Below are 16,277 nucleotides of genomic sequence, written 5' to 3' on the forward strand. Positions count from 1 at the left end.
GAGGGAGAGGCCGGAAATGGCAGAAGCGATCCAGCGCGAACCGAGCGCACGGGAAATCCGTCTGGTCATCGCCGCGAGCAGTGCCGGCACGATTTTCGAGTGGTACGATTTCTTCATCTACGGCACGCTCGCCGCGCTGATCGGCGCCGCCTTCTTCCCCAGCGACAACGAGACCCTCGAGGTACTGCTGGTCTGGGCCGGTTTCGCAGTCGGTTTCGGCTTCCGACCTCTGGGTGCGATCCTGTTCGGCTTCCTCGGCGACCGGCTGGGGCGCAAATACACCTTCCTCGTCACCGTGACCCTGATGGGGGTCGCCACCGCCGGAGTGGGACTGGTTCCGAGCGCCGAAACCATCGGCCTTGCCGCGCCCGCCATCGTCCTCCTGCTGCGCATCTTCCAGGGGCTCGCCCTCGGCGGCGAGTATGGCGGCGCGGCGATCTATGTCGCGGAGCACGCCCCGCCGGAAAAGCGCGGCTTCTACACCGGCTTCATCCAGGCGAGCGTGGTCGGCGGTTTCGTCATGTCGATCCTGGTGGTCTTGGCCTGCCGCGCGCTGATTCCTCCGGAGGATTTCGTCGCCTGGGGCTGGCGCGTGCCCTTCCTGCTCAGCATCGTCCTGCTCGCGATCTCGCTATGGATGCGGCTGAAGCTCAACGAGAGCCCGGTGTTCCAGCAGATGAAGGCGGCGGGCCAGACCGCGGGCAATCCCTTCGTCGAGAGCTTCACCTATCCCGGGAACAAGCGACGCATCCTGACCGCTTTCGGGGTGACCGGCGTGCTGACGACGATCTGGTACACCGCCTTCTTCTCGGCGCTGAGCTTCCTGCGCGGTCCGATGCGGGTGGACGAGAGCACGGTCGAGTGGATCATGCTGGCGGGCGGCGCGATCTCGATGATCTTCTACCCGCTGGTCGGCGCATGGTCCGACAGGGTCGGGCGCAAGCTCCCGATCATCCTCGGCGGCGGGCTGACGCTGGCGCTGATGTTCCCGATCTTCTGGGGGCTGGGCGCGCTCGCCAATCCGGGATTGAGCGAGGCCGCGCGCACCGCGCCCGTGGTCGTTTCGGGCGAGGGGTGTGCCTACGATCCCTTCGCCGAAGCGCAGGACACCGAATGCGGTCGGTTGATCGCCAATCTCACCGGGCTCGGCGTAACCTACGATCTTCGCGGGGGCGAGGCGAACGTCGCCGGTTCGACGATCGCCGTCGGAACCGAAGTGCTCGACTATTCCGGAATGCCCGACGACGAGCGGGCAGAAGCCGTGCGCGCACTGCTGGCGAACAACGGCTACGATTTGGGCACGCAAGAGCCCTCGGCCACGACTATCTTCGGGATCGTGGCGCTGGTGGTCGCGATGGGTGCGCTCTCGGCGCTGACCTACGGCTCGGTCGCGGCGCTGCTCGCCGAACTTTTTCCGCCGCAGATCCGCTACAGCTCGATGTCGATCCCCTACCATATCGGCGCGGGCTATCTCGGCGGTTTCCTGCCGCTGATCGCCGCCTACATCATCGCGATGACCGGCAATCCCTTCGCCGGGCTGTGGTACACCTGGGCGGTGGTCGCCATCGGCCTGCTGATCTGCTGGTGGGGCATTCCGAACGGCCCGCCGCGCGATTTTTCCGCCAGGGAGGGCGAGCAGCCGCCGGTGGCGCCGTCCCTGCCATGACCGGCATCTCCCCGACCGGATGATCACTCCCCCGCCGCCCAATCTGCGCCTGGCGATCGACCGCGACGCACTCGCCGGCAACTGGCGCGCGCTCGACCGGCTGAGCGGCCGGGCGCGCGCCGGCGCCGCGGCGAAGGCCGATTGCTATGGGCTCGGGGTCGATGACTGCGTCCCGGTCCTGCGCGATGCAGGATGCCGCGACTTCTTCGTGGCGCACTGGTCCGAAGTCGCCGGCCTCGCAGCGCATGTGCCGGCCGAACGGATCGCCGTTCTCCACGGGCCTCTGACCCACGAGGAAGCGGACTACGCCCGCGCGGTCGGCGCGCGACCGGTGATCGATTCGCTTCGTCAGGCCAAAGTCTGGACCGAATCCGGCGCCGGGCCGTGCCACCTGATGGTCGACACGGGCATCAACCGGCTCGGCATTCTCCCTGAAGAAGCAGGCGACCCGGCGGTGCAGGCACTGGACGTCGCGCTGCTTATGAGCCACCTCGCATGCGCCGACGAGGACAGCCCGATGAACGAAAGGCAGCTGCGGGCCTTTCGCGAAATTCTCCCGATGATCCCCCATCGCGAGGCCAGCCTGGCAAACAGCGCCGGCATTGCACTGGGGTCCGACTTCCATTTCGATTGCACCCGGCCCGGCCTCGCGGTCTACGGCGGGATTGCGCGCGCCGAACTGGCGGAGCACATCCGCCAGGTCGCCTATCCCGAGGCCGCGCTGATGTCCGTAAAGACGATCCCCGCCGGGGAGAGCGTGGGCTACAACGCCGGCTTCACCGCGCCGAACGCGTTGAAGGTCGGTACGGTGTCGCTGGGCTACGCCGACGGCATCTTGCGCGCATGGGCGGGCGGGCATTTCGAGCACGGCGGGCGAGCGCTCCCCATCCTGGGCAAGGTCTCGATGGACATGATCGTGGTCGATCTGACCGCTGCAGACGAATTGCGCGAGGGGGACTGGGTCTCGCTTCCCTATCGCCTGCCGGAAGCCGCAGCGCACACCGGCCTGTCGCAATACGAACTCCTGACGGTTCTCGGCCATCGCTTCGGCTGATGTTGCGCCGCACATTGTGCAGGTGCTAAGCGCGAATGCTGCGCAGCATGAGGAGTGTCGAACATGGCCAAACGCGCCCCCGGCGAACCGATCGTCATCAAGAAATACGCCAATCGCCGTCTCTACAACACGGAGAGTTCGAGCTACATCACGCTCGACGCGATCGCCACCATGGTCCGCGACAACAAGGAGTTCGAAGTCGTCGACGCCAAGACCGGCGAGGACATCACGCACCAGATCCTCACCCAGATTATCATGGAGCGCGAGAATTCGGGCGGCAAGCAGATGCTTCCGGTCAGCTTCCTGCGCGATCTCATCGGCATGTACGGCAATTCGATGCAGGCGCTGATGCCGACCTATCTGGAAACCAGCATGGCCAATTTCCGCAAGAACCGCGAGGAGCTCGCGAGCGCCTTCCAGCAGGGAATGGCGGGAAATCCGCTGGCCAGGATCGCCGAGACCAACATGGCCATGATGCGCGCCGCCACCGAGGCGTTCATACCCGGTGCCGGAAGAAAGCCGGAGGCGAGTTCGGAAGGGCGCCCGGAAGCGCGCCCGGAAGCGCGCAAAGACGACGAGATAGCCGCCTTGCGCGAGCAGATGGCCGCGATGCAGAAGAAGCTCGACACGCTCGGCGACTGATCTTCGCGACAGATTTTTTGCGACCTTCAGCACCGAGCTTGTCGAAGGGTCGCCCTTCGCATTAGGGCCTGATCGCGAAGCAGATCGGTGCTTCGAAATGCCCGGCGTATCCGGGTTCGTGTCCAGCGTTCGCGCGACGATTGAGGCTTTCCAAGACAATGTCCACCATCCGCCACGCCCTGCAAATCAAACGCGAAGACGATTTCGCCGCCTGGTACCAGGAGGTGATCACCGCCGCCGACATGGCCGAGGAATCGGGCGTGCGCGGCTGCATGGTCATCAAGCCCTGGGGCTACGGCATCTGGGAGCGGATGCAGCGGCTGCTCGACGACCGGATCAAGGCGACAGGCCACGACAATGCCTATTTCCCGATCTTCATCCCGCTGTCCAATTTCGCCCGCGAGGCAGAGCACGTCGAAGGCTTCGCCAAGGAAATGGCGGTCGTCACCCACCACAGGCTGATCGCCGGGGAGGACGGCGGTCTCGTCCCCGATCCCGAAGCCAGGCTGGAAGAGCCGCTGGTCGTGCGGCCGACCTCGGAAACGATCATCGGCGATGCCATGGCGCGCTGGGTGCAGAGCTGGCGCGACCTGCCGCTGAAGCTCAACCAGTGGGCCAATGTCGTGCGCTGGGAAATGCGCACCCGCATGTTTCTCCGCACCAGCGAATTCCTCTGGCAGGAAGGCCACACGGCCCACGTCGATGCCGCGGAGGCCAAGGAGCATACCTTGCGGATGCTCGAGGTCTATCGCGCCTTCGCCGACGAGGACCTCTCGCTGGCGGTGGTCGCGGGCGAGAAGCCGGAAAACGAGCGCTTCCCGGGTGCGGTGGAGACATGGTCGATCGAGGCGATGATGCAGGACGGCAAGGCCCTCCAGGCCGGCACCAGCCATTATCTCGGCACCAATTTCGCCGAGGCGAGCGGCATCCGCTATCAGGACCGCGAGGGGCAGCAGGCTCTGGCCCACACCACCAGCTGGGGCCTGTCCACCCGCATGGTCGGCGGGGTGATCATGACCCATGGCGACGACGACGGGCTGCGCGTCCCGCCCAGGGTCGCACCCTGGCAGGTCGTCATCCTGCCGATGCTCCGCGACAAGCCGGAGGACGAGGCGCTGATCGACTATTGCGAGACGTTGCGCGCGACGCTTGCCGGCCAGTCGGCGCTCGGCGAACCGCTGCGGGTGCAGCTCGATACGAGGCCGGGCAAGGCCGCGGCCAAGCGCTGGGACTGGGTGCGCAAGGGCGCGCCGGTGATCATCGAGGTCGGCGGGCGCGACATGGAGAACGGCGTCGTCAGCCTGCTGCGCCGCGATCGGCTGTGGGACACGGCGACCGGAAAGCCCGCCTTCGAGACGCCGTTGCGCGAAGTCGCCGGCCAGACGGTGCCCGACATCCTCGCCGACATGCAGGCCGCGCTGCTGGCCCAGGCCCGCGAGCGGCGCGATGCGAACATCACCCGCGGCCTCGCCGATTTCGCCGAGGTCGAAAGGCACTTCGCGGCATCGCGCTATCCCGGCTGGGTCGAGGTGCAATGGTCGAAGCCGACCGGGGCGGCGCTGGACGATGTGGTCGAGCGGCTCAAGGCGCACCGCCTCACCATCCGCAACGTACCGATGGACGCTGCCCCGGTCGATGGGTCCTGCATCTTCACCGGCGAACCGGCGACCGAACGGGTCCTGCTGGCCAAGGCCTATTGAGCGCCGCCTATTGATAGGCAGGCCCGCCGTCACGATATGGCGGGCCATGCAAAACAAGAAAACGAAGCAGAAGCGGCCCTCGAAAAAAGCGTTTCAGGGCCTGCCTTCCAAGGAACAGATACTCGAATTTATCCAGACCGCCGATGGCCCCGCGGGCAAGCGGGAAATCGGCAAGGCGTTCGGCCTCAAAGGCCAGGAAAAGATCGCGCTCAAGAAGCGTCTCAAGGACATGGCCGAGGAAGGCCTGATCGACGGCCGGCGCACCGCCTATCACCGCATGGGCGGGATGCCCAAGGTCACGGTGCTCAAGGTGGTCGCGATCGACGACGGCGAGGTCTTCGCCGAGCCCGAGAACTGGTCGCCCGACGGTGACGAGAAACCGCCGCGCCTGCTGGTGCGTGAATCGAAGAAGATGTCGGCGCTGAAACGCGGCGACCGCATTCTCGCGCGCAACGAGGAGACCGAGCGCGGCTGGCGCGCCACGCCGATGAAGAAGCTGCCCGCACGCACGGAGGGGCTGATGGGTGTCGTCGAGTTCGATCGCGCCGGCAAACCCTGGCTCGCCCCGGTCGACAAGCGGGTGCGCAATTCCGCGCCGATCTCCGATGTCGGCGAGGCCAAGGAGGGCGAACTGGTCCTCGCCGAACGCACCGGCAAGTCCGACCGTTCGGGCGTCAAGGTGGTCGAGGTGATCGGCGACCCGCTGGCCCCCAAGGCCTTCAGCCTGATCGCCATCGCCAAGCACGGCATCCCGCACGTCTTTCCGCCCGAGGCGCTCGAGGAAGCGCGGAGAGCCGCCGACCTGCCGCTGAGCGAGGAGAAGCGCGAGGACCTGCGCGATGTGCCCATCGTCGCGATCGATCCCGCCGACGCACGCGATCACGACGATGCGATCTGGGCCGAACCCGACGGGAAGGACGGCTACAAGGCCATCGTCGCCATCGCCGATGTCTCCTATTACGTCCGCCCGGGCGGCGCGCTCGACCGCGAGGCGAGGAAGCGCGGCAACTCCGTCTATTTCCCCGACCGCGTCGTTCCGATGCTGCCGGAAATCCTCAGCGCCGACGTGTGTTCGCTGGTCGAAGGCGCGGACCGCGCGGCGATGGCCTGTCACATGCGCATCGACAAGAACGGCAAGATCGCCGACTGGCGCTTCACCCGCGCGACAGTCCGCCTTGCGCAGAACATCGCCTACGAGGACGCGCAGGCGCAGATCGACGATGGCTCCGCGCCCGATCACCTCAAGCATCTGTGGGGGGCCTGGGCGCTGCTCCACAAGGCGCGCGAGGCCCGCGATCCGCTCGATCTCGAATTGCCCGAGCGGCAGGTCCGCCTCAATGACGAAGGCGTGATCGAGGAGATCGCCGTGCGCGAACGGCTCGACGCGCACCGCGTGGTCGAGGATTTCATGATCGCCGCCAACGTCGCCGCGGCCAAGGCGCTCGAAGCCAAGACCGCCCCGGTCGTCTACCGCATCCACGAGACCCCGAGCCGCGAGAAGCTGCTCGCCTTCAAGGAATATCTCGCCAGCCAGGGCCGCAGATTCGCCATGGGGCAGGTGATCACGCCAGGTCTGTTCAACAGGATGCTCAAGGACATTTCCGACCCGGCGGAAAAGGCGCTGATCATGGAGGCGGTGCTGCGCAGCCAGACACAGGCGTATTACGGGCCCGCCAACGCCGGGCACTTCGGCCTGGCGCTCGGCAGCTACGCGCATTTCACCTCGCCGATCCGCCGCTATGCCGACCTGCTTGTCCACCGCGCGCTGGTCGATGCCTACCATCTGGAGCAGACCCCCAAAAAATCAAAAGGGCCGAAGACGGGGCGCGACCTGCCCGACGGCACCGGCCTCTCCGACCGGGACAAATCGGCGCTCGAAAACATCACCGACGCCATCAGCCAGACCGAACGCCGGGCGATGGAGGCGGAGCGCGACACGATCGACCGCTATGTCGCCGCCTGGCTATCGGGTCGCGTGGGCGAGACCTTCGACACCCGGATCACCGGGGTCCAGGGCTTCGGTTTCTTCGCAACGATCGACAAGCTCGGCGGCGACGGGCTGGTGCCGGTGAGCACGCTGGGGCGCGAATATTTCCGCTACGACGAGGCTGCGCGCAAGCTGGTCGGCGAAAGCAGCGGCACCGAATATGCGGTCGGCGACCGGCTGAAACTGAAACTCGCCGAGGCCAATGCGCTGACCGGCGCGCTCAAGTTCGAGGTGCCCGACAGCGACGGCAAGGGGATCGAGAAGCGCGGCGACCGGCCGCCGCCCAGGAAACGCTCGCACCAGAAGAAGGGGCCTCCGAAAGGCCTCAAGAAAGGCACCGGAGCGCCGCGGCAGCAGCACGAGGCCGGGCAGCGCGGGCGGCCGAAGAACATCCGCCACCAGGGGCGCGGCAAGAAGCGCTAGCCCTCGGTGCCGCCTACGCCGGCGAGATCGTCGAGCTGATCCTGGTCGAGCTTGCCGGGTATGACGTAGAGCGGGCAGGGCAGGGCATGCGCCCCGCTGGCGAAATGGTTGACCAGCGGCCCCGGCCCCCCGTCCTCGCCCGCGCCCAGCACCAGCGCGGCGATGCCCTCGTGCTGCGCGATATATTCGCGGATCACCTCGGTCGGTTTGCCGGGCCGAACCGCGATCGTCGGCATCTTGCCGCTTTCGGCGAAGATGTTGCCGGCCGCGGCATTGGCCATCACCTCGGCGCGTTCGCGCGCTTCCTGCTCGATCGTGGCCTGCACGCCGGCGAAGGCGTTGAAGTTCTGCATCGGCACCAGCGCCAGGATATGCACCGCGCCCCCGGTCTCCCGCGCGCGGACCGAGGCGAAGCGCAGCGCCTTCTTCGCCTCCTCGGTCTCGTCCATCACCACAAGATAAATTCGCAAGCCTGACCCCCTGGTTGCAGGCGGCGATTATCCCGGCAAAGCGCGGCGGGCGCAAGGGACCTTGCCTGTACGTCCCATATTGGCCAGAGGTGCGAGCCACTTCTCTCCCAGCGAGGACGCTACGGAACACCCATGCCCACGCCGATCAAGATGCCCGCCCTGTCGCCCACCATGGAAGAGGGGACGCTCGCCAAATGGCTGGTGAAGGTCGGCGACACGGTCAGCTCGGGCGACATCATGGCCGAGATCGAGACCGACAAGGCGACGATGGAGTTCGAAGCGGTGGACGAAGGCACCATCGCCTCGATCGAGGTCGAGGAGGGCGCCGCGGGCGTCAAGGTCGGCACCGTGATCGCCATGCTTGTCGAGGAAGGCGAGGATGTCGAGGAGGCGGCCAAGGCGGCTCCGGCTGCGGATGATGAGAAACCGGCGAAGGACGAGACGCCAAGGCCTGGAAGGCAAGACGTCGTCCCAGCGCAAGCTGGGACCTCTGGCAGTTCGAGCGCTTCCACCAGGCCGAAAGAGACCCCGGCTTCCGCTGGGGTGACGCATGAAGTCGGAACGGGCGACCGCATCATCGCCTCCCCGCTGGCAAAGCGGATCGCCGAGCAGAAGGGGATCGATCTGTCCGGTATCAAAGGCTCCGGCCCCAACGGCCGTATCGTGAAGGCGGATGTCGAGGGTGCCGAAGGCGCGCCCTCCGCCAAGCCGGACGCCGAGATGGCCGAGCCGCGCAAGCCCGCCAAGACCCCGGCGGAGAGCGAATTCGGCGCGCCCTACGAGGAGGAGAAGCTCTCGAATGTCCGCAAGGTCATCGCCCGGCGCCTGACCGAGAGCAAGCAGCAGGTCCCGCATTACTATCTCGCGGTCGATGTCCGGCTCGATGCGATGCTGGATTTGAGGAAGCAGCTCAACGCCAGCCTCGAGGCGGACGGGGTCAAGCTCAGCGTCAACGACCTGCTGATCAAGGCGCTCGCCCGCGCCCTGATGCGGGTGCCGCAGTGCAACGTCAGCTACCAGGGCGACACGATCCACCGCTACAAGCGCGCCGACGTGTCGGTGGCGGTCGCCGCCCCCAGCGGGCTGATCACCCCGATCATCACCGAGGCGAACACGCGCGGTCTCGCCAGCATCTCCACCATGATGAAGGACCTCGCCGGCAAGGCGCGCGACGGCAAGCTGCAGCCGCACGAATACCAGGGCGGCACCGCCAGCCTCTCCAACCTCGGCATGTTCGGGATCAAGCAGTTCGACGCGGTGATCAACCCGCCGCAGGGAATGATCATGGCCGTCGGCGCGGGCGAGCAGCGGCCCTATGTGGTGGACGGCGCGCTGCAGGTGGCAACGGTGATGACGGCGAGCGGCAGCTTCGACCACCGCGCCATCGACGGCGCCGACGGCGCGCAGCTGATGGAAGCGTTCAAGCAGCTGGTCGAGAACCCGATGGGGCTGGTGGTTTGACAGCGCAAATATCGACGAAGAGGCTTCCGCCGCATTTCGGACCAACGCTTTTCAAGGCGTTTTTGGTCGGAAGTGTTTTTTCCGCGCTCTGTTTGCACGTTGCAATTTCGATCATCGCGCCCGGAGGCGCAGGGACATCTAGTGCCATCGGTGACGGAGCTATCTTCTTTGTAATTCTGATTGCCGTTACAGTGGTCGGAAGCCTCGTCTTCCCCGTTGCGGCGATTCTCAGCTGGCCGTTCCGCCGCTTGACGATTTCCTACCCTGCATTGGCCGCCGTAATTTGCTCATTGCTCGGAGCCGCATTCGGATTTCTATTGAACTTTTTTGATCTGCGCGGTGGACCGGGCGATTTCTGGTCAGGTCCGACAGTCGGTGTTGGTTTTGCCGTGGCTTGGGTTTTCGTAGTCCGCCGAGAACTTGCTCGCTTTGCATTCGACAATGCCTGACCGCTCACCCCTCATTCGCGCTACTGCCATGCCGGCGGACACCAACCCTTATGGCGGCGTCTTCGGCGGCTGGCTGATGAGCCAGATGGCGCTCGGCGCGGGGGCGCTGGCGAGCCGGGTGGGGCAGGGCAAGGCGGTGGTCGTCTCGGCCACCGATTTCGCCTTCCCCGGCGCGATGGCGGTGGGGGACGAACTGTCGGTCTATTGCGACGTCGCCGAAACCGGCACCACCTCGCTGACTATCGCCGCGGAGGCCATCGCGCGCGAGCGCAATGGCGAGACCACCACACAGGTCGCGCGCGGCACGTTCAAGTTCGTCATGCTCGGCGACGACGACCGGCCGCGCCCGGTGCGGATCGCGGCGGAGGTGGCGGCGCCGGTGCAGGTGCCGGAAAACGATGCGTGATCGCGCTGTCCTACAGCGCCGGTCCCGTGGCAATATCGCGGGATGAACAGTCCCCTCGACCCCATGCCGCGGCGATCGCGCACCTCTCAAAAGCGAGCGGGACATTTTGCCCTTGGACCGTGTAACACCTGTAACACTTGTTCAGGCTGGAAAGGCTCAAACTGAATGCCACAATCGAACAACGCCTCCCGATACGACGTCATCGTGCTCGGCTCCGGCCCCGGTGGCTATGTCGCGGCGATCCGCTGCGCGCAGCTGGGGCTGAAGACCGCGATCGTCGAGCGCGAGCTGCTCGGCGGCATCTGCCTCAACTGGGGCTGCATTCCGACCAAGGCGCTGCTTCGCTCGGCGGAGATCCTCCACTACGCGCAGCACGCCAAGGATTACGGGCTCAAGATCGCCGGCGCGATCGAGGCCGATCTGGAGGCGGTGGTGAAGCGCAGCCGCGGCGTCGCAAAACAGCTCAATCAGGGCGTCACGCACCTGATGAAGAAGAACAAGATCGCGGTGCATATGGGGGAGGGGCGGTTGACCGGCCCGACCTCGCTGACGGTGAAGTCCGACAACGGCGAAGAGAAGCTCACCGCCAAACACGTCATCGTCGCCACCGGCGCCCGGGCGCGCGACCTGCCCTTCGCCAAGGCCGACGGCAAGCGCGTGTGGACCTATCGCCACGCGATGACCCCGCCCGAAATGCCGAAGAAGCTGCTGGTGATCGGCAGCGGCGCGATCGGGATCGAGTTCGCCAGCTTCTACAACGACATGGGCTGCGAGGTGACGGTGGTCGAGATGCTCGACCGCATCGTGCCGGTGGAGGACAAGGACGTCTCCACCTTCCTCGAGAAGAGCCTGACCAAGCAGGGCATGACGATCATGACCGGCGCAGGCGTCGAGGACCTCAAGGTCTCCGACAAGGGCGTCACGGCGAAGATCAAGGCCAAGGACGGCAAGGTTTCGGAGAGCGAGTTCTCGCACTGCATCGTCGCCATCGGCATCGTGCCGAACACCGAAGACATCGGGATCGACAAGCTGGCCGAACTGGACCGCGGCTTCATCCAGATCGACGATTACGGGCGCACCAAATCGAAGGGCCTGTGGGCTATCGGCGACTGCACGCCCGGCCCCTGGCTGGCGCACAAGGCGAGCCACGAAGGCGTCACCACCGCCGAGGCCATTGCGAAGGAACTGGGCAACACAGATGTCCACCCGCACCCGCTCGACCGCGCCAACATCCCCGGCTGCACCTATTGCCACCCGCAGATCGCCAGCGTCGGGCTGACCGAGGCGAAGGCGAAGGAAGCGGGGCACGAGGTCAAGGCGGGCACCTTCCCCTTCATCGGCAACGGCAAGGCCATCGCGCTGGGCGAGGCCGAGGGCTTCTGCAAGACCGTGTTCGACGCCAAGACCGGCGAACTGCTCGGTGCGCACATGGTCGGGGCCGAAGTGACAGAGATGATCCAGGGCTTCGTCGTCGGCAAGACCCTGGAAACGACCGAGGCCGAACTGATGCAGGCGGTCTTTCCGCACCCCACCATCAGCGAATCGATGCACGAGAGCGTGCTTGCTAGCTACGGGCGCGCGCTGCATATCTGATCCCGGGCGGGCAACGGAGGACAGGACGAGATGACCGGCTTCCTGATCCTCGCCTTCCTGATCCTCGTCGCCGGGGTGGTGGCGGTGCCGCTGGCGAGCCGTTTCGGGCTCGGCTCGGTGCTCGGCTACCTTCTGGCGGGCATGGCGATCAGCCCGATGCTGGCGGCGCTGAACGTCGATGTCGAATCGCTCCAGGTCTTCGCAGAATTCGGCGTGGTGATGATGCTCTTCGTCATCGGGCTGGAGATGGAACCTGCGCGGCTGTGGGAGATGCGCGGCAAGCTCGTCGGGCTGGGTGGCGGGCAGGTGCTGCTGACCACGCTGGCGATCTTCGCCCTCGGCCTCCTGGCCGGCAATCCCTGGCAGACCGCGCTCGCCATCGGCATGGTACTGGCGCTCTCCTCCACCGCCATCGTCGCCCAGTCGCTGGCCGAGAAGAACCTGATGAAGAGCGAGGGCGGGGAGGCGAGCTTCTCGGTCCTGCTGGTGCAGGACGTCGCCGTCATCCCGATCCTGGCGCTGCTGCCGCTGCTCGCCATGCCGGAACTCCACGGCGCGTCAGTCGGCGCGGCGCATGGCGCGGAGGGTGCGCATGGCGGAATCGACCTGACCGCCGCGATGCCGCTGTGGCTCGCCGGTCTTGCCCGCATCGGCGCGGTGGCCGCCGTTGTCGCGATCGGCATCTACCTGATCCGCCCGCTGTTCCGCTACATCGCCGCGGTGCACCTGCGCGAGCTGTTCACCGCCGCGGGCCTGCTGGTGGTGATCGGCATCGCGCTGCTGATGAGCCTGGTCGGTCTGTCGCCCGCGCTCGGCGCCTTCATCGCCGGCGTCGTGCTGGCGACCAGCGAATACCGCCACGAACTGGCCAGCGACATCGACCCGTTCAAGGGCCTGCTCCTCGGCCTGTTTTTCATCACCGTCGGCGCGGGGATCGACTTCGGCATCGCCGGCGCGATCCTGGGCGAGGTGGTGTTCTGGGCGGTGGTCGTGATCCTCGCCAAACTCGCGGTGCTGCTGATCGTCGGCCGGCTCTACGGGCTGCGGCGCCAGGCCCTGTGGCTGTTCGCGCTGAGCCTGCCGCAGGCGGGCGAATTCGCCTTCGTGCTGATCGCCTTCGCGCTCGGCAATGCGGTGTTCGACCAGACGATGGCGGATCTGCTGTTGCTGGTGGTGGCGCTGACCATGCTGGTGACCCCGCTGCTGTTCATCCTCTACGACCGCGTCATCGCCCGTGCCTATTGCGAAGGCCAGGCCGAGCGCGAGCCCGATCCGATCCCCGAGGAGAACCCCATCATCATCGCCGGGCGCGGAAGGGTGGGCGGGATCGTCGACCGGATGCTCGATGCCGCGGGACATCGCGCGACGGTGATCGACTACAACAGCGAGCACCTCGAGAATCTCAAGAAGTTCGGCATCAAGACCTACTTCGGCGATGCCACCCGTCCCGACCTGCTGGCGAGCGCCGGTATCGCCCGCGCGAGGATCCTGGTGGTGGCGCTGGACGATCGCGAGCAGATCGACCGTCTGGTCCGCTATGCCTGCGCCAATTTTCCCGATCTCCATGTCGTCGCGCGGGCCAAGGACCGCGACCACGTGTTCCACCTGTGGGCAATGGGCTGCCGCGACATCGTGCGCGAGACCTACGACGCCGCGATCCGGATGGGGCGCTCGGTCTACGAGGCGCTGGGTCACGACCGCCAGGCCGCCGTCGCCATGGCCAGCGCCTGGGAGGAAATGGACCGCACTTCCATGCGCGCGATCGCCGACGTCTACCGGCTCGACATTCCGGCGCACGAGAACGAGGAACTGCTCGCCAAGATCCGCGAGCTGCGGGCCGAATGGGACCCGAAGCTGCGCGATGCGATGGACGAGATCGCGCGGCGCTGAAGCCGGCGGATCGGCGCGAAAATCAATCGCTTGGTCGACATGCGGAACGCCATTTTCCACGCCGCGCGTTCTCCCATCGAGGAGATGTGCCATGGAATTCGAAATTCGCGACGATCCGCAGGGCTCCTGGGACGAACACGAAGGCGACCGGGATGGCGGCGTGGTCGCCGACCACCGCGCTTTGCGCAACCAGTCGTCGGTCCAGCCGGGCGACTATCCGGCCGAAGAACGTCGGGCTCAGAGACTGACCGAGGTAGAAGCGGCGAACGACTGATTTGTGGCGGACAGGGTGGGATTCGAACCCACGAAGGGCTTGCACCCTTGCCGGTTTTCAAGACCGGTGCATTCAACCGCTCTGCCACCTGTCCGCGCGCCCGGCGATTAGCCGCGTATCGCAACCCTGTCACGCTTTGCCTCTTGCGTGCGGGGTCGGATACAAAGTCACTTGTGGTTCAAACATGGTGTGACACAAGGCCCCCATGTTCAAGCGACAACTCCTCGCTGCCGTCGCAGCCATCGCCCTTTCCGCCCCCAGCGTTCCTGCCTCCGCGCAGGATATGTCGTTCGACAGCTATTTGCAGATCCTGATCTCCCGCGCCCGCGCCGAAGGGGTCAGCGAGAATACGATCAATCGCATGACGTCCGGGCTTACTGCGAGTTCGCGCGTGGTCGAACTCGATCGCGGCCAGCCGGGCGGGTCCTCGAGCGGAAGCGGGTTTCCCCCGCTCGCACCCTACATCGCAACCCATGTCGACGATGCCCGGATCAACGGCGGTCGACGGGTGTTCAATGCGGCGCAGGGCGAGCTTGGCCGCATAGAGCGCGACTATGGGGTGCCCGGCGAGATCCTGACCGCGATCTGGGGTCACGAGACCGCCTATGGAGCCGTGCGGGGCAGCTTCGACCTTTCCCAGGCACTTGCGACCCTGGCCTGGGAAGGACGGCGGCGGGAGCTCTTCTCCGACGAGTTCGTCGCGCTGATGAAGGTCGCCGACAAGGGATATGCGCGCTCCGAGCTCAAGGGCAGCTGGGCCGGCGCCTTCGGCAATCCGCAGTTCCTGCCCAGCGTCTACCTGCGCCTCGCCACGGACGGCGACGGCGATGGCCGGGCCAACATCTTCACCAACCGCGCCGATACGCTCGCCTCGATCGCTAACTACTTCCGCGATGCCGGCTGGCGCAGCGGCGAGCCCTGGGGCGTGCGCGCCTATGTCCCGGGCGGCTTTACGGCCGCGCGCTATGCCAGCAAGCTCGACTCGCCGGTCTGCAGCAGGGTCCACGAGCGGCACAGCCAGTTCAAGACCGCGCGCGAGTGGCGCGAACTGGGTGTTCAACCGCAGACTCCGCTCGCCGACGACACCCTCGTCTCGCTTTTCCAGCCCGACGGTCCGGGCACCCCGGCATGGCTGTTAACCACAAATTATCGGGTTATCCTCGAATATAACTGTTCGAACTATTACGCGATGAGTGTGGGGCTGCTGGCCGATGAGATTGCCCGTTAGGCACAACCGGACGTTTTTTGCGATTGCCCTGGGCTTCGCCGCGGCGTCCTGCGCGCCGGCTCCCTATTCCGGGGGCGTGGCCAGTGCGAGCGGAGGCGGCGGCTCGGCGCGCACCATCCCCAACGGACCCGAGGCCGATTATCCCGTCGTCATCGGCGAACCGTTCACCGTCGACGGCATCACCTACACGCCCAGCGATTCGATGAATTACGACGAGGTCGGCTATGCGACCCTCGACGAGGACGGCGCGACGGGTATCACCGTGTCGCACCGAACCCTGCCCCTGCCGAGCTATGTCGAGATCACCGATCTCGAGAGCGGCCGGACGATCCTCGCCCGTGTCGAGCGACGCGGGCCGATGACGAATGCGCGACTCGTGGCGCTTTCGCCCGCCGCGCTGACACAACTCGGGGCGCGTGAGGGGACCCCCGTTCGGGTGCGGCGGGTCAATCCGCCGGAAGATCAGCGGGCGGAACTGCGCGCCGATGCCGAAGCGCCGCTGCGCATGGAAACACCCGAAGGCCTGCTGGCGGTTCTGCGCCGCAACCTGCCGGCCGTCGGGTCCGCATCGCTCGCCGCGTCTCGCGAGAACGGAACCGCCGATGTCGGAAAATCCGACGCCATCGCCTCGGTCGATCCCGACACTGGCCAAGCCGCGACCGATTTTGCGCTCGACGATGGGGTCACGCTGTCCGACGCCGAACCTCAGCCGTCCGTGTCCGCGCAACCTGACCCAGTACCCGAACCCGCCGCTGAACCTTCAGCCGAACCCGCGTCCGCTGCCGATGCGATCCCGAATACGAGCGCCGGCGACTGGATCGTCCAGGCCGGCGCATTCTCGGCGAAATCCACCGCCGAGCGTATCGCCCGGGAAATCGGCGGTTTCGTCGAGCCCGTCGGTCGTCTCTGGCGAGTTCGCAGCGGACCCTATGCCACCCGTGGACAGGCCGATGCCGCGCTCGCCAAGGTACGCGGAGCGGGCTATAGGGCTGCACAGGTCTATCCGATACGTTAGGCGGCCGGGCACTCCCGCC

General features: G+C 66.3%; 14 protein-coding genes and 1 tRNA gene. 13 read left to right on the top strand and 2 right to left on the bottom strand.

Annotated features, from left to right (window positions below; all coding sequences use genetic code 11):
- Positions 1–16: 16 nt before the first annotated feature.
- The 5 genes from ACGHN1_RS13705 to rnr all read left to right on the top strand — a co-directional run bounded on the left by ACGHN1_RS13705 (position 17) and on the right by rnr (position 7,472).
- A complete protein-coding gene (locus ACGHN1_RS13705) occupies positions 17–1,666 on the top strand; it encodes an MFS transporter (protein ID WP_390551422.1) in 1,650 nt (549 codons plus the stop codon).
- Between the two features lie 19 nt (positions 1,667–1,685).
- Positions 1,686–2,720 (top strand): alanine racemase, encoded by a 1,035-nt coding sequence (gene alr / locus ACGHN1_RS13710; RefSeq protein ID WP_390551423.1) that lies wholly within the window; start codon positions 1,686–1,688, stop codon positions 2,718–2,720.
- Positions 2,721–2,783: 63 nt separating this feature from the next.
- A complete protein-coding gene (gene phaR / locus ACGHN1_RS13715) occupies positions 2,784–3,362 on the top strand; it encodes a polyhydroxyalkanoate synthesis repressor PhaR (RefSeq protein ID WP_390551424.1) in 579 nt (192 codons plus the stop codon).
- A gap of 158 nt (positions 3,363–3,520) precedes the next feature.
- The gene (gene proS / locus ACGHN1_RS13720) at positions 3,521–5,062 is read left to right on the top strand and encodes a proline--tRNA ligase (RefSeq protein WP_390551425.1); all 1,542 of its coding nucleotides are present in this window, start codon (positions 3,521–3,523) and stop codon (positions 5,060–5,062) included.
- Positions 5,063–5,108: 46 nt separating this feature from the next.
- Complete coding sequence (rnr, locus tag ACGHN1_RS13725) at positions 5,109–7,472, top strand: ribonuclease R (protein ID WP_390551426.1); 2,364 nt, start codon at positions 5,109–5,111, stop codon at positions 7,470–7,472.
- Here rnr and ACGHN1_RS13730 read toward each other — a convergent pair.
- Positions 7,469–7,942 (bottom strand): universal stress protein, encoded by a 474-nt coding sequence (locus ACGHN1_RS13730; RefSeq protein ID WP_390551427.1) that lies wholly within the window; start codon positions 7,940–7,942, stop codon positions 7,469–7,471. The genes rnr and ACGHN1_RS13730 overlap by 4 nt on opposite strands.
- Before the next feature lie 132 nt (positions 7,943–8,074).
- On the opposite strand from ACGHN1_RS13730, the gene ACGHN1_RS13735 reads away from it, so the two are divergent.
- The 6 genes from ACGHN1_RS13735 to ACGHN1_RS13760 all read left to right on the top strand — a co-directional run bounded on the left by ACGHN1_RS13735 (position 8,075) and on the right by ACGHN1_RS13760 (position 14,015).
- Positions 8,075–9,403, top strand: coding sequence for a pyruvate dehydrogenase complex dihydrolipoamide acetyltransferase (locus ACGHN1_RS13735; protein ID WP_390551428.1), 1,329 nt, complete (start codon positions 8,075–8,077; stop codon positions 9,401–9,403).
- Positions 9,400–9,852: a hypothetical protein gene (locus tag ACGHN1_RS13740; RefSeq protein ID WP_390551429.1), complete on the top strand. Its 453-nt coding sequence runs from the start codon at positions 9,400–9,402 to the stop codon at positions 9,850–9,852. Before ACGHN1_RS13735 ends, ACGHN1_RS13740 begins: the two co-directional genes overlap by 4 nt.
- Positions 9,845–10,258: an acyl-CoA thioesterase gene (locus ACGHN1_RS13745; protein ID WP_390551430.1), complete on the top strand. Its 414-nt coding sequence runs from the start codon at positions 9,845–9,847 to the stop codon at positions 10,256–10,258. The genes ACGHN1_RS13740 and ACGHN1_RS13745 overlap by 8 nt, the downstream gene beginning before the upstream one ends.
- Before the next feature lie 165 nt (positions 10,259–10,423).
- Positions 10,424–11,851, top strand: coding sequence for a dihydrolipoyl dehydrogenase (gene lpdA, locus ACGHN1_RS13750; protein WP_390551431.1), 1,428 nt, complete (start codon positions 10,424–10,426; stop codon positions 11,849–11,851).
- Between the two features lie 30 nt (positions 11,852–11,881).
- Positions 11,882–13,741, top strand: coding sequence for a cation:proton antiporter (locus ACGHN1_RS13755; RefSeq protein ID WP_390551432.1), 1,860 nt, complete (start codon positions 11,882–11,884; stop codon positions 13,739–13,741).
- Positions 13,742–13,832: 91 nt separating this feature from the next.
- On the top strand, positions 13,833–14,015 hold the full coding sequence (locus ACGHN1_RS13760) for a hypothetical protein (protein ID WP_390551433.1): 183 nt from the start codon (positions 13,833–13,835) through the stop codon (positions 14,013–14,015).
- Between the two features lie 4 nt (positions 14,016–14,019).
- Here the strand turns inward: ACGHN1_RS13760 and ACGHN1_RS13765 are convergent.
- Positions 14,020–14,109 (bottom strand) — tRNA-Ser (locus ACGHN1_RS13765).
- Between the two features lie 111 nt (positions 14,110–14,220).
- Between ACGHN1_RS13765 and ACGHN1_RS13770 the strand changes: the two genes are divergently transcribed.
- Both ACGHN1_RS13770 and ACGHN1_RS13775 read left to right on the top strand, forming a co-directional pair.
- Positions 14,221–15,243, top strand: a complete 1,023-nt coding sequence (locus tag ACGHN1_RS13770) for a lytic transglycosylase domain-containing protein (RefSeq protein WP_390551434.1) — start codon at positions 14,221–14,223, stop codon at positions 15,241–15,243.
- Between the two features lie 76 nt (positions 15,244–15,319).
- Positions 15,320–16,258 carry an SPOR domain-containing protein gene (locus ACGHN1_RS13775; RefSeq protein ID WP_390551435.1) on the top strand — a complete coding sequence of 313 codons (939 nt, stop codon included), beginning with the start codon at positions 15,320–15,322 and terminating at the stop codon, positions 16,256–16,258.
- Positions 16,259–16,277: the final 19 nt, after the last annotated feature.

Source organism: Qipengyuania sp. MTN3-11 (assembly GCF_042851825.1).
Taxonomy (GTDB): domain Bacteria; phylum Pseudomonadota; class Alphaproteobacteria; order Sphingomonadales; family Sphingomonadaceae; genus Qipengyuania.

Bases quoted from the DNA above. Each gene is read 5' to 3' on its own strand.
- proS (WP_390551425.1), top strand. From the start codon at position 3,521: ATGTCCACCATCCGCCACGCCCTGCAAATCAAACGCGAAGACGATTTC.
- ACGHN1_RS13770 (WP_390551434.1), top strand. From the start codon at position 14,221: ATGTTCAAGCGACAACTCCTCGCTGCCGTCGCAGCCATCGCCCTTTCC.
- ACGHN1_RS13705 (WP_390551422.1), top strand. From the start codon at position 17: ATGGCAGAAGCGATCCAGCGCGAACCGAGCGCACGGGAAATCCGTCTG.
- ACGHN1_RS13745 (WP_390551430.1), top strand. From the start codon at position 9,845: ATGCCTGACCGCTCACCCCTCATTCGCGCTACTGCCATGCCGGCGGAC.
- ACGHN1_RS13760 (WP_390551433.1), top strand. From the start codon at position 13,833: ATGGAATTCGAAATTCGCGACGATCCGCAGGGCTCCTGGGACGAACAC.
- rnr (WP_390551426.1), top strand. From the start codon at position 5,109: ATGCAAAACAAGAAAACGAAGCAGAAGCGGCCCTCGAAAAAAGCGTTT.
- ACGHN1_RS13755 (WP_390551432.1), top strand. From the start codon at position 11,882: ATGACCGGCTTCCTGATCCTCGCCTTCCTGATCCTCGTCGCCGGGGTG.
- ACGHN1_RS13735 (WP_390551428.1), top strand. From the start codon at position 8,075: ATGCCCACGCCGATCAAGATGCCCGCCCTGTCGCCCACCATGGAAGAG.
- lpdA (WP_390551431.1), top strand. From the start codon at position 10,424: ATGCCACAATCGAACAACGCCTCCCGATACGACGTCATCGTGCTCGGC.
- phaR (WP_390551424.1), top strand. From the start codon at position 2,784: ATGGCCAAACGCGCCCCCGGCGAACCGATCGTCATCAAGAAATACGCC.
- alr (WP_390551423.1), top strand. From the start codon at position 1,686: ATGATCACTCCCCCGCCGCCCAATCTGCGCCTGGCGATCGACCGCGAC.